Source organism: Streptomyces sp. NPDC089919 (genome assembly GCF_040684615.1).
Classification (GTDB): Bacteria; Actinomycetota; Actinomycetes; order Streptomycetales; family Streptomycetaceae; genus Streptomyces.
This window is the reverse complement of sequence record NZ_JBFBGK010000090.1, coordinates 19,785-35,044: the sequence shown is the minus strand read 5'-3', so window position 1 is coordinate 35,044 and position 15,260 is coordinate 19,785. Positions and strand designations below refer to the sequence as shown.

General features: G+C 76.2%; 8 protein-coding genes. 7 read left to right on the top strand and 1 reads right to left on the bottom strand.

What is annotated here, in order from left to right:
- Positions 1-1,071: helix-turn-helix transcriptional regulator (locus tag AB0O40_RS28740; RefSeq protein ID WP_365047784.1), on the top strand; the 1,071-nt coding region annotated here is incomplete at its 5' end.
- 31 nt (positions 1,072-1,102) lie between these two features.
- On the opposite strand, the gene AB0O40_RS28735 is transcribed toward AB0O40_RS28740, so the two are convergent.
- Positions 1,103-2,521 carry a hypothetical protein gene (locus tag AB0O40_RS28735; RefSeq protein WP_365047782.1) on the bottom strand — a complete coding sequence of 473 codons (1,419 nt, stop codon included), beginning with the start codon at positions 2,519-2,521 and terminating at the stop codon, positions 1,103-1,105.
- 182 nt (positions 2,522-2,703) lie between these two features.
- On the opposite strand from AB0O40_RS28735, the gene AB0O40_RS28730 reads away from it, so the two are divergent.
- The 6 genes from AB0O40_RS28730 (at position 2,704) to AB0O40_RS28705 (ending at position 15,172) form a co-directional block, all read left to right on the top strand.
- Positions 2,704-3,363: a response regulator transcription factor gene (locus AB0O40_RS28730; RefSeq protein WP_365047781.1), complete on the top strand. Its 660-nt coding sequence runs from the start codon at positions 2,704-2,706 to the stop codon at positions 3,361-3,363.
- Between the two features lie 122 nt (positions 3,364-3,485).
- Positions 3,486-7,601 (top strand): CARDB domain-containing protein, encoded by a 4,116-nt coding sequence (locus AB0O40_RS28725; protein ID WP_365047779.1) that lies wholly within the window; start codon positions 3,486-3,488, stop codon positions 7,599-7,601.
- Positions 7,602-7,623: 22 nt separating this feature from the next.
- On the top strand, positions 7,624-8,286 hold the full coding sequence (locus AB0O40_RS28720; RefSeq protein WP_365047777.1) for a DUF4255 domain-containing protein: 663 nt from the start codon (positions 7,624-7,626) through the stop codon (positions 8,284-8,286).
- Between the two features lie 37 nt (positions 8,287-8,323).
- Positions 8,324-10,453 carry an ATP-binding protein gene (locus tag AB0O40_RS28715; protein WP_365047776.1) on the top strand — a complete coding sequence of 710 codons (2,130 nt, stop codon included), beginning with the start codon at positions 8,324-8,326 and terminating at the stop codon, positions 10,451-10,453.
- Between the two features lie 175 nt (positions 10,454-10,628).
- Positions 10,629-11,417, top strand: a complete 789-nt coding sequence (locus tag AB0O40_RS28710) for a DUF4157 domain-containing protein (protein ID WP_365047774.1) — start codon at positions 10,629-10,631, stop codon at positions 11,415-11,417.
- Complete coding sequence (locus AB0O40_RS28705; RefSeq protein ID WP_365047772.1) at positions 11,414-15,172, top strand: hypothetical protein; 3,759 nt, start codon at positions 11,414-11,416, stop codon at positions 15,170-15,172. Before AB0O40_RS28710 ends, AB0O40_RS28705 begins: the two co-directional genes overlap by 4 nt.
- Positions 15,173-15,260 lie beyond the last annotated feature (88 nt).

Genomic DNA, 15,260 nt, shown 5'->3' with positions numbered 1-15,260 from the left:
GAAATTCCAGCCCCGCCGGCGCTTGAGGCGCGGGGGCAGGGGGGCGGAGCCCCCGAGGCCGGGGCGGCCGGGGCCGCGCTCAAGGGCACGACACTCCTCACCGGCATCGCCGTGGCCCAGGCCTACACCGGCCACCCACTGGAGGCCAGACGCCTGGTGACCGCCGCCGCCGACCGCGTCGGCGAGGACCCCACCGAAGTCCTCCCCCTCCACCTGGCGGCCTTCGCCGCGGAGTTCTGGTCCGGCGACCTCACCGGCGCCTGGCGCGCCGCCGACGCCTACGCCGAAGCCCTCGGCCGCCGCGGCGACGCCCTGTACGGCGCCGTGCTCCTGTGGCGCGGCCAGGTCGCCACGGCCCTCACCCGGCTCCGCGCCTCCCACCCCGGCGCCGCCGCGCACGCAGCGGCCCTGGTCGGAGACGCCGAGATGGCCGAGCGGTACCTCGCCGCCGGCGAGGACCAGTGGACCGAACTCGCCAGACCCTGGGTGGCCGTGGCCGCCGGCCGCGTCTCGGAGGGCGCCGAACTGGCCGCCGCCTACGCCTCCCGGGCCGCCGCCGCAGGCCTGGTCGGCTTCGAACTGCTCGCCCTCCACGACGTGGCCCGCCTCGGCGGCGCCCGCCGGGTCGCCGCCCGGGTTGCCGGCCTCCGGCACGAGGGCGCCCTGGCGGCCGCCGTCGCCGCCCACGTGGCCGCCGCCGCGGAACGCTCCGGCCCCGGCCTGTGGGCGGCCTCGGTGGAGTTCGAACGCCTCGGCTACCTGGTCTTCGCCGCCGAGGCGGCCGCGGGCGCCCTCCGCGCCGGCACCCCCGGCGCCGCGGCCCGCGCCCACATGCTCGCCTCCCGCTGCGAGGGGGCCCGGACCCCGCTGTTGGCGGCCCTGGCGGCCCCCGCCCTGACCCGCCGCGAACTGGAGATCGCCACCCTCGCCGCCGCCGGCCTGACCTCCCGCACCATCGCCACCCGCCTGGGCCTGTCCCCCCGTACCGTCGACAACCACCTCACCAGCGCCTACGCCAAACTCGGCATCACCAGCCGAGGCGAACTCCCCGGCGTCCTGGGCCCGGGCTGAGGGGCCGGGATTCCGCAACCAACCCGCCCTCCTACTCCAGCGTCCCGCTCAGCAGCGCGGCCGTGGCGCACTTGGTCGGGGCGGGGCTCGACGGCGGGTGGCCGACGGTGCGGCAGGTGAGGGTGAGGGTGATCTCCTGCTTGGCGGTGGCCAGGAGGGCGGAGCCCCAGTGCTGGTCCTGTTCGCGGAAGTTCTCCAGGGCGGGGGACAGGAGGGTGCGGCCGCCGACCGCGAAGGTGACGGTTCCCGAGTCGCCCTGGGGGTTCTCGAGGATCAGGTCGGTCAGGCGCAGGACCTTGCCCGCCGGGACGGTGTAGGTGGCCGTGCCGGTGCCGCCCGCCGGGGCCTCGGCCTTCAGGCGGGAGGAGAAGAGGGCCGCCTGCGGCTGGGGCGCGGGGCCCTCGCCCGGCTTCTTCGGCGAGGGGGACGGACCCGGCGTCGGGGACGCCCCCGGCTTCGGCTTGCCGCCCTCGGAGCCGCCGCTGGCGGCCTTCTTGGCGTCCTCGGCGGCCTTCTTCGCGTCGTCGGCCTTGGCCTCCGCCGCCTTCACCGGTTCCTTGACGGCCTCCTTGGCCGCCGACCGCACCGCCGGCCGCAGCAGCCCGAACCACAGTCCGGCCAGCAGGCCGATCAGGGCCAGCGCGGCCACCAGGGCCCGGATCAGCCCGGCCGAGACCAGCGGCTGCTGGAGCAGCGTGCCGTCCAGTGCCACCGGCGCGATCTCCGGCACCGGTTCGGGCCCGGCCCCCTCCGGGGCCTTGGCGGGCACCCCCGGCACCCCCGCCGCCCCCTCCGCCCGCGGTGCCGGGACCACCCCCGCCGCCGGGTCCGCCGGCGCGGCGCCCGCCGGTGCCGGGAGCGCGTGGAGCTGGAAGACGTGCGGGAGCGGTGTCCCGCGCCACATGCGGCGCTTCGGTTTCACCGGGACCTTGACGAAGGCTGCCCGTCCGGGCGCCACGACCGTGTCCCCCGGGGGCAGTTTGAACTTCAGGAGCTCCCCGGCGTCCTTGCCCGAAAGGGCAACGACCAGCGGGTAGTTGCCGCGGTTGTCCACCGCCACCTGGTACGTGGCACCGGTACGCCCGGTCGCCATCCGCGGGGTCAGCTCCGCCGTGAAGTCGGCGTACGGCAGGATCCGCAGCACGCCCTCCGGGACCGTGGCGTGCTCGGGCTGCTCCTGCGGCAGCACCCGTACGCCGTAGGTCAGTTCGCCGGGCGCGACCGTGGTGTCCCGGGGCGGCCGGACCACCAGCTCCACCTCGCCCGAGGTGTTCGGGTACAGCGAGAGCGCGGCCGGCTCGACCGTCGCCCACCGCGCGGCGGGCCCGAGCACCTCGAAGCCGTACGCCTCGACGACGTTGCCGTTGTTGCGCAGCTCCAACGGGATCCGCACCTCCGCCCCGGGCAGCACCGAGGTCGGAGTGGCGTCCAGGTGAGCGGAAGTGGTCATGGAAGGACGGTAGAGACGCTGGTGAACACGCCGCCGGGCCCGTAGGGACACACCCGGGGGCACGCTGCGTTGCCCGTTGAGTCCGTGTGGAGTGCCTGCTGACTGCCCGGGTGTTCACTGGCCCCACGCAGAGGCGGGGCCCTCGCGGGGGCGCGGGGGCGCTGAGCATGGGGGGTACGACCATGAGGTACCAGGGCGACTGCGGCGTCGAGCGGATCCCGGTGCGGCTGACCGCACAGGACCCGATCTCGCAGGCGGGGCTGGCCGGGCAGTTGCGCAACTGCCCCGAGCTGCGGCTCCTGACGGGGGACGAGGAACCGGCCGCGGGCGAACAGCCGTGTGTGGCCGTGGTCTCCGCGGACCGGGTCGGCGAGCCGGAGATGCAGACCCTGCGCCGCTTCCAGCGGGCCGGACAGGGCCGGATCGTCCTCGTGGCGACCGAGATCGACGACACCGGGCTGGTCGCGGCCGTGGAGTGCGGGGTGGTCGGCGTGGTGCGCCGGGCCGAGGCGTCGTCGGAGCGGCTGGTGCAGGTGATCACGGCGGCGGCGCGCGGCGAGGGCAGCGTGCCGGCGGACCTGCTGGGCCGGCTGCTGGACCAGGTGGGGCGGCTCCAGCGGCAGGTGCTGGATCCGCGGGGGCTGGCCTTCACCGGCCTGGCGCCGCGGGAGATCGACGTGCTGCGGCTGGTGGCGGAGGGCAGCGACACCGCCGAGATCGCCCGGGCGCTGGCCTTCTCGGAGCGCACGGTCAAGAACATCCTGCACGACGTCACCACCCGCCTCCAGCTCCGCAACCGGTCGCACGCCGTCGCGTACGCCATGCGCCAGGGCTTCATCTAGGAGCGCTCCGCCGCGGCCTCGACTGCCCCTTCGGGCATGGCGGGGTACCCGAAGCGCTGCCCGTCTCCGGGTGATGGGGCGCACGGGGCGGGGAGAGGGTTTGGGTGAGGAGGTCCATCCGGATGCGACGAAACGGGGGCCGCGCACTCCACCCGGGCCGACGGCCCGGCCGGAGTGCGCTGGTGGTGACGCTCGCGCTGGTCCTGGCGGGCGCGATGACGGGCGCGGCCCCGGCCGGGAGCAGGGGCCCGGCCGCGGGGCCGCGCGCCGCCGTGCCCGCGGCGGCGTCCGGTACCGCGGCCGCCGGCGCGTCCGGTACCGCGGCGTCCGCCGCCGGGCGCGCCGCGGCCGTGGAGCTGCCGGACCCCGGCCGCCTCGCGTACGTCGGCGACGGCCCGCACTACAGCCTCGTCACGGTCGGGCCGCGCGCCGCCCTGGACCCGGCCCTCCCGGTCGGCGCCGCGGGGAACGACTGCCAGGCCTCCGCCCGCGGCGACGACCTGGTCTGGGTCAGCGACCGGGACGGCACCGGCGAGGGCGTCTACCGGCGGACCGGCGACGGCCCGGTGGTCACCGTCGTGCGCCGGACCGGCTGGCGGGTGGCCCGCCCGGTGCTCTCCCCGGACCGCCGCTGGATCGCCTTCGTGTCCTGGGACAACGACAAGGGCGACGGCGACCACACCTCCATCAGCCGCTGCGACCTCGACCGCGGCCTGCAGGACGTCGCCGCGAAGCCGGCCGTCTGGGTCGTCGGGGCGGACGGCACCGGGCTGCGGCAGGCCGTCCCGGACGCCGACTGGGTGGACTGGTCGCCGGACGGCTCCCAGTTCGTCTTCACCCGCGGGGGCGAGGCCTTCCGCACTCCCGTGGCCGGCGGCGCCGCGACCCGCGTCTCGCCGGTGGACGAACCGGCGTCCCACCCGGCGTGGGAGCCCGCCGTCCCCGGCGCGAAGGACCGGATCGCCTACTCGAGCTGGCGGTACGTCGAGGAGTGCGGCGCGGCCCGCAGCCGGGGCCGGGCCCTGTGCCTGACCGCGGCCGGTGCCGCCGCGGCGGTCCGCCGCCAGGCGCTGGTGACCGTACCGGCCGGGGCGGGCGGCGCGGAGCCGGCCGAGGTCCGGGCCGTGGGCAGCAATTACAGCGAGGCCGCCACCGACGTGGCCTGGTCCCCGGACGCCGCCCGGCTGGCCTTCCTCTCCCAGGAGCCGTACCTGGTCGACGCGACCGGCGCCCCCTGCGCCTGCTGGGGCACCCCGGTCTTCGACCCGGAGGAGGTGGTCGGCTACGACACCACGTCGGTCGGCTGGTACGGCCCCGCCGACCGGCCCCGGCTGCTGCTGGGCGGCCGGGACCCGGAGAGCACCAACCTGGAGAACCAGCGCGCCGCCGTCCCCACCGACCGGCTCCAGCTCCGCCGGCTCCAGGGCGAGGAGTTCGACCTGGCAGACCCGGCGTACGCCCCGGACGGCCGGCAGCTCGCCTTCGTCGCGAAGTCCAGCGGCCCCGACGGCGGCCCGGACTCCCAGGCCATCCGGATCGGCGACCCGAAGCTGCTCGACGCGGCCCCCTGGCTCCGGTACGAAGGCCAGGAGCGGGGCGAGTGGGAGTCCCGGCCGGCCTGGTCCCCGGACGGCACCAAGCTCGCCTTCGCCCGCTGGGTGCCCCAGGGCGCCTACGTCCCGCCCGCCCGCATCGCCGTCGTGGACGTCTCGGCCGGTGCGGAGCACGGCCGGCTCCTCTACACCGTGCCCGGCCGGCAGCCGGACAGCCCCGAGAAGGAGTGCGACACGGACGACCTGGACCCGACCTGGTCCCCGGACGGCAAGACCCTCGCCTTCTCCCGCTACAGCCGCTGCTATTACCCGAGCCTGCGCAGCGCCGGTGCCCGCGCCCCGGCCGCCACCCCTGCCGTCCGCACCCCCGCCGTCGCCGCCACCGTGGACCCGGAGCCGGGCGACGAGCGGGACCGGCACATCTGGACCAGCGAGGCCCGCCCCGCCACGGACGGCAGCCGGCCCGCCCAGAAGGACGTCACCGCCCTCCAGTGCGGCGACCCGGACTGCCCGGTGCTGGACCTGCGCCCGGACTGGAACCGCACCGACGGCACCATCGCCTTCGTCCGCCAGGCCACCCGCACCGAGCCGGGTCCCGGCCTGCGCTCGGGGTACGAAGGCCCCCGCGCGGTCATGGGCATGCAGGCGGACGGCACCGGCTGCGCCGGCCTGGTCCCGCGCGGCCCGGCCTGCCCGCGCACCCCGCCGGCCCCCGGCCGGGACGACACCGGCCGGTCCTTCACCCAGCCGGACAACCCCGCCTGGACCCCGGACGGCAGCCGGCTGGCCGTGGACGTCGAGGTCTCCGGCTGGGACAGCGTGACCAACCGCCGCCTGATGACCCTGCCCCGCGGCACCGCCGCCAAGGGCCGGATCCTGCCCGGCAAGATCTACAACTCCCAGTCCCAGCCCAGCTGGGAGCCCGGCGCGGACCTGCGCGTGCAGCTCTCCACCGCCGACGACCCGGTCCTCCTCGGCCGCACCGGCACGCTGGTGCTCGAGGTGGGGAACTCCGGCGTCGCGCCCGCCCCCCGCACCCGCACCCGCTTCACCCTGCCGCCCGGGCTGGCGGCCACCGGGCCGCCCGTCCCGCTCACCGGCACCTGCGCCGCCGACCTCACCTGCGAGCTCGGCACCCTCGCCGGCGGCGGCGCCCGCACCACCGTCACGCTCACCGTGAAGGCCCTGGCCCTGGGCGACCACGAGGTCACCGCCGCCGCCGAGTCCGCCCTCCCGGACAACAAACCGGCCGACGACACCGCCGCGCTGACCGTCCGGGTCCGGGTGCCCGACCTCGCCGTGACGGCCACCGCCACCCCGCCCGTGATCAAGGTCGGCGAGAAGTCCACGCTCGAGTTCACCGTCACCAACCAGGGCACCGCCACCGCCCAGGACGCCCTCCTCCGGCTCGTCGTGCCCCCCGGCCTCACCCTGGTCTCCGGTACCGAATGCCCGCCGGCCGGCTGCGCGTACGGCGCCCTGGCCCCGGGCGACACCCGCACGCTCACGCTCGTCTACACCGCGGGGAACGCCTTCTCCGGCACCTTCGAGGCCACCGTCTCCGCCGGCACCCCGGACGGCGACCCGGACGACGACCGCGCCACCGCCGACCTGACGGTGGTCGACCCGCGGCTGCCCGACCCGGCCGTCTCGGTCACCGTCACCCCGCCGGTCTTCGCCACCAGCGCCCGCGCCACCGTCACGTACACGGTCCGCAACGCCGGCGACGCCACCGCCCAGGACGTCCTGCTGCGGACGCTGCTGCCGCCCGGGCTGGCCGTGGTCACCGCCACCCCGCCCTGCCCGGACACCGGCTGCGCCCTCGGCGACCTGGCCCCCGGCGCGACGGTCACCGTCACCCGCCAGGTCCTCGCGGCCACCGAGCTGACCGGCACGGCGGTCGGCACGGTCAGCACCCCCGGCGCGGACAGCAACCCGGCCAACAACACCGCCGCCGCCCCGGTCACCGTCGTCAAGGGACCCGTCCCGCCCGACCACATCCCGCCCCGGCCCCGGCTGCGCGCGGACCCGCAGGTGTCGCTGTCCGCCACGCCCCGGACCGCGTACACCGGCGGCCGGATCGACGCCGAGGTCACCGTCCTCAACGGCGGTCCGGCGAAGGCCACCGGCCTGCGCCTGGTCGTCGCGGTCCCGCCGGGGCTGGGCCTGGTCTCGGCCGAGCGGCCGCAGTGCCTGACGGCGGCCGGCTGCCCGGTGGCGGACCTGCCCTTCCACGGCCGCGTGAAGCTCCGGCTGGTCCTGACCGCCCGGCACGCCCTGACCGGGGCGATCACGGCCCAGGTCAGCACCACCGGCAGCGACCTGCTGCCGGGCAACGACGCCGCCCGCGCCCCGCTGACCGTCCGGGAGCCGGCCCTGGTGCTCGACCCGCCGCTGGGACCGCCCGGTTCGGTGACCCGGGCCGTCGGCTCGCAGTTCCCGCCCGGGACGGTGCTGCGGCTGACCTGGAGCCGGGGCGTGACGGTGGCCGCGGCGCCCGTGGTGGTCGGCAAGGACGGCGGCTTCACCGCCCCGCTGCTGATCCTGGTCCAGGACACGCTCGGCGAGCGGAAGCTGCTGGCCGCCCAGAAGGCCCCGGGCCGCGCGCTGTTCAGCCCCGTCACCGCCCCCTTCCTGGTGGTGCCGGGCACGCTCCAGCCGCAGGACTTCCAGTGGCGCCGGTGAGCGCCGGGCCGGGGGCGGCCCGGTGATCCACGAGGTCGACGAGGCCCTGCGGATGCTGGTGCGCGGCGAGGTGCTGGGGGAGGGCACGGAGGTGGACGTGGTCTTCGACGCGCCCACCCGCGACTGGGCGGCCCGCCGCAACACCCCCACGGTCAACCTCTACCTGTACGACATCCGCGAGGACATGCGGCGGCGCTCCCGGGGCCGCCGCAACATCTACGACGAGCAGGGCCGGGTCACCGCCCGCACCCTGCCGCCCCGCTACTTCAAGCTGTCGTACCTGATCAGCGCCTGGACGCAGCGGCCGGAGGACGAACACCGGCTGCTGTCCGCGCTGTTGTCCTGCTTCCTGCGGCACGACGCGCTGCCGGCCGCGGCCCTGGGCCCGGAGCTGTCCGGCACCGGCCTGCCGGTGCCGGTCTCGATCGCCCTGCCGCCGCCGGAGGACCGGGCCTTCGCGGACGTGTGGTCGGCGCTGGGCGGCGAGCTGAAGCCCTCGCTGGACGTGGTGGTGAGCGCACCGGTGGCGACCGCCCCGGTGTGGCCGGCCGGACCCCCGGTGGACGAGGGCCTGGTGGTGGACCTGTCGGACGTGCACGCCCCGCCGGCGGCCGCCGCCGAGCCGCCGCCGCGGCCGTCCGGGGTGCCCGGCCCGCGGGCCCCGCGGGCCCGGCGGCGCGGCTGAGAGCTGCGCCGACAGGGCTTGAGGAGAAGGGGAGTTGATGGACTACCTGCTGGGGCGGCTGGGGATCGTCGAGGCGCGGGTGCGGCGGGCGGTGGCGGCCCGGCGGGCCGGTGACCCCGAGGCCGACGACCCCTTCCGGGGCCTGTACCTGTCCGACGAGGCTGTGGCCCGGATCCTGGACGAGCCGGTGGCGGCGGCCGGGCCCGACCCGGTGGACGCCGAGGCGCTGGCGGCCCTGGGAGGGGGCGGCGGCTCCCGGCTGGCGGCGCTGGCCGGGCGGTTCGGGCTGACCGGGCTGGACGAGGAGCTGCTGCTGATCGCCCTGGCGCCCGACCTGGACCGGCGGTTCGAGCAGCTGTACGGCTACCTCAACGACGACGTCACCCGCCGCCGGCCGAGCGTCGGCCTGGCGCTGGGCCTGTGCGGGGTGCCGGCGGCCTCGGCGGCCGCCCGGGCCCGGCTGTCGGCGGCCGGACCGCTGGTGGCCCGCGGCCTGCTCCTGGTCGAGGAGCCGGAACGCCCGCTGCTCAGCCGGTCGTTGCGGGTACCGGACCGGGTCTCGGCGCACCTGCTGGGCGATGACGCGGTGGACCCGGCGCTGGTGGACCTGCTGGGGCCCGGCCGGGCCGGGCTGCTGCCCGCGGACGCACTGGGCGACCTGCCGGCCCGGCTGGCGGCGGCGCTGGCGGTGGTGGAACTGGTCTACCTGCGCGAGCCAGCCGGCGGGGTGGCCCTGGCGCTGGGCGCCGAGGCCTTGGCGGGGGCCGGGCGCGGGTCGTTCGTACTGGACCTCGGGCGGCTGGCCCGGCAGGCGGAGGCGGCGGCGCTGACGGCCGCGGCCGGCCGGGAGGCGGCGCTGGCCGGTGCCGGGCTGGTGGCCGGTCCGGTGGAGGCGCTGGGCGAGAAGCCGGAGTTGCTGCGGGCGCTGGCGGGGCTGCCGGTGCCGGTGCTGCTGACCGGCCGGGCGGGCTGGGACCCGGCCTGGTCGGAGCGGGTACCGCTGCTGGTGGAGGTGGAGCGGATCTCGGCCGGGACGCGGGCCGCGCTGTGGGAGGCGGTGCTGGGCGAGCCGGCGGGCGGGGCGGTCGGGGCCTTCGTGCTGACCCCCGAGCAGATGGAGCGGGCCGCCCGGACGGCCCGGCAGCAGGCGGTCCTGGGCGGGGGCCGGGCGGCGGCCGCGGTGGGGTCGGGACCCGGGGCGGCGGCGGAGGCCGCAGCGGTGGCCGGGCCCGGGGCGGCGACGGAGGCCGCAGCGGTGCCGGGGCCCGGGCCCGGCCCGGACCGGCGGGCCGGGGAGGCGCACCTGCTCCAAGGCGCCCGGGCCCAGAACACCTCCGGGCTGGAGCGGCTGGCCCGGCGGATCACGCCCGGGGTCGGCTGGCCGGACCTGGTCCTGCCGCCCGTGGTGCTGGGGCAGTTGCGGGAGCTGGCGGCCCGGGCCCGGCACCGCGACCGGGTCCTCGGCGACTGGGCGATGCGCCCCGGCGGCGGGCGCGGCCGGGGCGTGATGGCCCTCTTCGCGGGCGACTCGGGCACCGGCAAGACGATGTCCGCCGAGGTCATCGCGGGGGCGCTGGGCCTGGACCTGTACACCGTCGACCTGGCCACGGTCGTGGACAAGTACGTCGGCGAGACCGAGAAGAACCTGGAGCGGATCTTCACCGAGGCGGCCGGGGTCAACGCCGTCCTGCTCTTCGACGAGGCGGACGCCGTCTTCGGCAAGCGCTCCGAGGTCAAGGACGCCCACGACCGCTACGCCAACGTGGAGAGCGCCTACCTGCTCCAGCGGATGGAGACCTTCGACGGGCTGGCGGTGCTCGCCACCAACCTGCGCGCCAACCTGGACGAGGCCTTCACCCGCCGCCTCGACCTGGTCGTGGACTTCCCGCTGCCCGACGCCGGGCAGCGCACCGCCCTGTGGGACCGCTGCCTGGGCCGTTCGCTGCCCCGGGACGCGGACCTGGACCTGGAGTTCTGCGGCCGGTCCTTCGAGCTGGCCGGCGGCGACATCCGCTCGGCGGCGGTCACCGCCGCCTACCTCGCGGCCGACGCGGGCCGCCCGGTGTCGATGGCCGACCTGGTGGCCGCGGTCGCCCGCGAGTACCGCAAGCTGGGCCGGCTCTGCCTGGAGTCCGAGTTCGGCCCGTACCTGCGGCACGCCCGCTGACCGGGACGTCCGGTGCGCCCGGACCTGCCTCAAAGGGCAGGCAGGGCTGCCCGGTTGGGGCCGCTCGGGTGAAGGACGGCGGGGCCCGGGCGCGGGAGGCTGGGACGGCGGGCGGTCCGGGCCCGGCGGGCCGGCGCGGGACCGGCCCCGCGCGGGCATCGAGGAAGGCGACGGGATGCGCGAACACGACCACGACGGCGCGTGCTTCGAGGGGCCCCGGCCCAAGGCGGCCGACGGGCAGGAGACCGACCGGGTGCCCGACGCCCTGCTCATGAAGGCCGCCGCGGGCGGCCGGGCCGAGGTCCTGGGGCCGGGCGGCATGCTGCGGCTCCAGCGGGCCCTGGGCAACCGCGGCGCGGCCGCCTCCGTGCAGCGTTCGGCCGTCCACGACGTCGTCGGCTCCGGCGGCCAGGCCCTCGACCCCGAGGTGCGCACGGACATGGAGGCCCGCCTCGGCCACGACTTCGGCGACGTCCGGGTGCACACCGACGCCGCCGCGCACCAGTCCGCCAAGGACGTCGGGGCGCACGCCTACACCGTCGGCTCGCACGTCGTCTTCCAGCGCGACGCCTACGCCCCCGGCTCCCACCAGGGCCGCACCACCCTCGCCCACGAGCTGACCCATGTCGTCCAACAGCGCTCGGGCCCGGTGGACGGCACCGAGCAGGCCGGCGGGATCAAGGTCAGCGACCCCTCCGACCGCTTCGAGCGGGAGGCCGTCGCCACCGCCGACCGCGTGATGTCCGCCCCCGCCCCGGCCGCCCAGCGGTCCGCCGAGGGCGGCTCCGGGGCCGGCTCGCCCGGGACCGCCGCCACGGTCCAGCGGTCGGCGGCCGGCCCGGAGGGCGCGCCGGGCCCCGCGCTCCAGCGCGAGGAGGCTCCCGAGGAGGAGCAGCCCGCCGTCCAGGGCCTGTTCGTCCAGCGCGCCGAGGAGACGGACGAGGAGGAGGCCCCGGCAGAGTGAAGGCCGCCGCGGACCGCCCCGGCGGTGAGGAGCCGGTACGGGAGCGCCCGCGCCCCGTGCAGTCCGGCGCGCCCGCCGCCCGGCCCCGGTCCGTGGACGCCCGCACCCTCCAGCGGCTCCAGTCGCGAGCGGGCAACGCGGCCGTCTCCCGGCTGGTCGCCAAGCCGGCCGCCAAGCCGCCGTCCGGTGGGCAGGCCGCCGCGCCGGCTGCCGCGGCGGGCCGGTCCGCCCCCGCGGAGGCCCCCGTACAGCGGGAGCCGGCCCGCGGGGAGGCGCCCGTACCGCGGGAGGCGGCCCTCGCCGAGGCACCGGTACGGCGGGAGACGGCTCCCGTGGAGGCGTCCGTCCAGCGTCTGGAGGCGCTGCCCGCGCCGCCCGGGGGGCTGACGCCGGCCACCGACCCGCGCTTCCAGAAGGTCGCCGGGGACCTGCGGGCCAAGAAGGCCGTGCTGACCCGGCACCCCACGGCCGCCTCGCAGGCCAAGGCCGCCCAGGACGCCGCCAAGCCGCCCGGGGACGACAAGGAGGCGCAGGCCAAGGGCGCCCAGGCCGCGGAGATGGGCGCGGCCAAGCCCGGCACCTTCGACAAGGCCGCCTTCGTCGAGGCCGTCTCCGCGGCCATCGCCGCCAAGGCCCCCAAGACCCTCGGCGAGGCCGACAAGTTCACCCAGTCCGGCAAGACCGACGAGATCAAGTCCCAGGTCTCCGGCCAGGTGAAGTCCGGCAAGGAGGGCTCGGCCAAGGACATCACCGAGAAGACCAAGGCCGCCCCCGACCCGTCCCGGGCGGTGGAGAAGCCGGTCACCCCGCTGCCCGGCCAGGCCGCCCCGCCGGCCCAGGCCCCGCCGGACGCGAAGGCCGCCTCGGTCGCCCCGGCCCCGGCCGCCCAGACCGATCTGAGTACGGGCCCCAAGGAGACCGACGCCATGATGGCGGAGGCCAAGGTCACCCCGGAGCAGCTGGCCCACTCCAACGAACCGCAGTTCCAGGACGCGTTGGCCGCCAAGAAGGAGGCCGACGACCACGCCGCCACCGCCCCCGCCGCCTTCCGTGCGGAGGAGGCCGGCCGGATCGCCGCCGCCCAGGGCGGCGCCGCCGCGGCCGGCCCGGCCGGCGTGCAGGCGATGACCGCCGCCCGGGCCGGCGCCGGCCAGCAGGTCGCGGCCGGCCAGGGCGCCGCCCAGTCGAAGGAGGAGCAGGAGCGGGCCCGGATCTCGGCCGAGATCAAAGCCGTCTTCGACACCACCAAGCAGGAGGTCGAAGGCATCCTCGGCGCCCTCGACGGCGAGGTCGAGACCGCCTTCGACCAGGGCCAGCAGCGGGCCAAGGCCGCCTTCGACGCCGACCACCAGACGAAGATGAAGGCCTGGAAGGACGAGCGCTACTCCGGCGTCGCGGGCGCCGCCCGCTGGCTGGCCGACGAGGTCTTCGACCCGCCCCCGCGGGCCAACCAGATCTTCGCCGAGGCCCGCGCCGTCTACGAGCGCGAGATGCGCGCGGTCATCTCCGGCATCGCCGACCTCGTCGGCAAGCGGCTCGGCGAGGCCACCGCCAAGATCGCCGCGGGCAGGCAGAAGATCGCGGACAAGGTCGCCGAACAGCCCAAGAACCTGCGACAGTTCGCCCAGCAGGCGGCCACCGACATCGGCGGGGAGTTCACGGCCCTGGAGTCCTCCGTCTCGGAGAAGTCCCAGTCCCTGGTCCAGGACCTGGCGGACAAGTACGTCGCGGCCCGGGACGAGATCGACAAGGAGATCGCCGCGCTCCAGGAGGCCAACAAGGGACTCCTGAGCAAGGCCAAGGGCGCCCTGGTGGGGACCCTCGACACGGTCCTCAAGCTGAAGGACATGCTGCTCGGGGTGCTGGCCCGGGCGGCCGGCGCCATCGACAAGATCATCAAGGACCCGATCGGCTTCCTCGGCAACCTGGTCAACGCCGTCAAGGCCGGGGTGATGGGCTTCGCCGCCCGGATCGGCGAACACCTCAAGAGCGGCCTCAAGCAGTGGCTGTTCGGCCAGCTGTCGGCCGGCGGTCTGGAGATCCCGGAGACCTTCGACGCCAAGGGCATCGTCAAGCTCATCCTCTCCATCCTGGGCCTGACCTGGTCGAACATCCGCACCCGTATCGTCGCCCAGATCGGCGAGCCGGCCATGAAGGCCCTGGAGACCAGCTTCGAGATGGTCCAGGTGCTGGTGACCGAGGGCGTCGGGGGGCTGTGGAAGTGGCTGGTCGGCAAGCTGTCCGACCTCAAGGACACGGTCGTCGGGGCCATCAAGGACTTCGTCACCGAGAAGATCGTCACGGCCGGCATCACCTGGATCGTGTCCCTGCTGAACCCGGCCTCCGCCTTCGTCCGCGCCTGCAAGGCCATCTACGACGTGGTGATGTTCTTCGTGAACCGCGCCGCGCAGATCAAGTCCTTCGTGGACTCCGTCCTCGACTCGATCGAGTCCATCGCGGGCGGCGGCTCGGGCGCGGTCGCCGGCCTGATCGAGAACAGCCTCGCCAAGGCCGTCCCGGTGGTCCTCGACTTCCTCGCCAGCCTCCTGGGCCTCGGCGGCATCTCCGAAAAGATCAAGTCCATCCTGGCCAAGGTCCAGGCCCCGGTCATGAAGGCCGTCGACTGGGTCGTGGGCAAGATCGCCGGCGCCGGCAAGAAGATCCTGTCCAAGCTCAAGTCCAAGGTCCAAGGCGGCGACGACTCCCCGGAGGGCAAACAGGCCCGCCTGGACAAGGGGCTGGCGGCGGCCGCCGCGGTGGCCAACCGGTACGCGGGCCGTCCGCTGTCCAAACTGGTGGTCCGGGGCGCCTTCGCCGCGATCAGGCTCAAGTACGGCATGACGAGTCTGGAGCTGGAACCGGCCGGCCGGAAGTGGGCCGTGCGCGGCGCGGTGAACCCGGGCGGCACGCTGGTCACCGAGGCCTTGACGGAGGAGCAGCAGGCCGCGGAGATGATGGAGGCCAAGGACGGGTCGTACGCGGCGAAGCTGCAGAGCGTCCGCGAGCTGCTGACCTCGGCGGAGACCGACCGGAGCGGCAGGCAGGCCAGTTGGACGGCGCGCAAGGCGCAGATCGAGGCGGTGCGGCAGCGCCGGGACGGGCTGCCCCCGGGGCCGGAACAGCAGGCCGCCCGCGCCGAGCACCAGACGCTCTGCGAGGCGCAGCGGGAGGACCTGGCCGAGCTGGCGGCGCTGGCGCGCGAGATCACCGTGCGGTTGGGGAACGTCAAAAAGGCGGAGACGGAGCAGGAGCAGCACCGGCTGGGCTCCTTCTCGGCGCTCGTCGAGCGGCTGCGGGCGGCGACCGCCTCCACGGAGGGCAACAAAGCCGTCGCCGACAAGGGCGTCAAGGAGGGCAGGGACTTCCTCGGCGACATCATCAAGAAGCAGGGCGGGGCCTCGGACCCGATGACGGCCGAGCACATCTTCCCCATGAAGTGGATCGTCCGCCTGGTCTGCCCGCCCAGCAGGCCGGGCCGGAAGCCCATCGGGTTCGTCCAACTCAACCGGGAGAACCAGCTCAAGCTCACCAACTGGCCCGACAACCTGGTCCCGTTGCGGCGGAGCGTCAACAGCATGCGCTCGGACAACTCGTGGAAGGTGACGGCCCCCAAGGTCATGGCGGACCCCAACCTGAAGGACGTCGACGGGATCGCGGGCCGGCTGGCCGAGCTGATCACCAGGGAGGCGACGATGGAGGCGACACTCCGCGAGCAGGTGGGCGTGCTGGGCGAGGCCCAGGGCCTGGGTCGCTGAGCCGAGGCGCAACCGGAACCCCCGCTGACCGAGGCACCCTGCCCGAAGGGGCAGATCGGGATTCCCCCCGGGCCGTACGGGAGGTCAT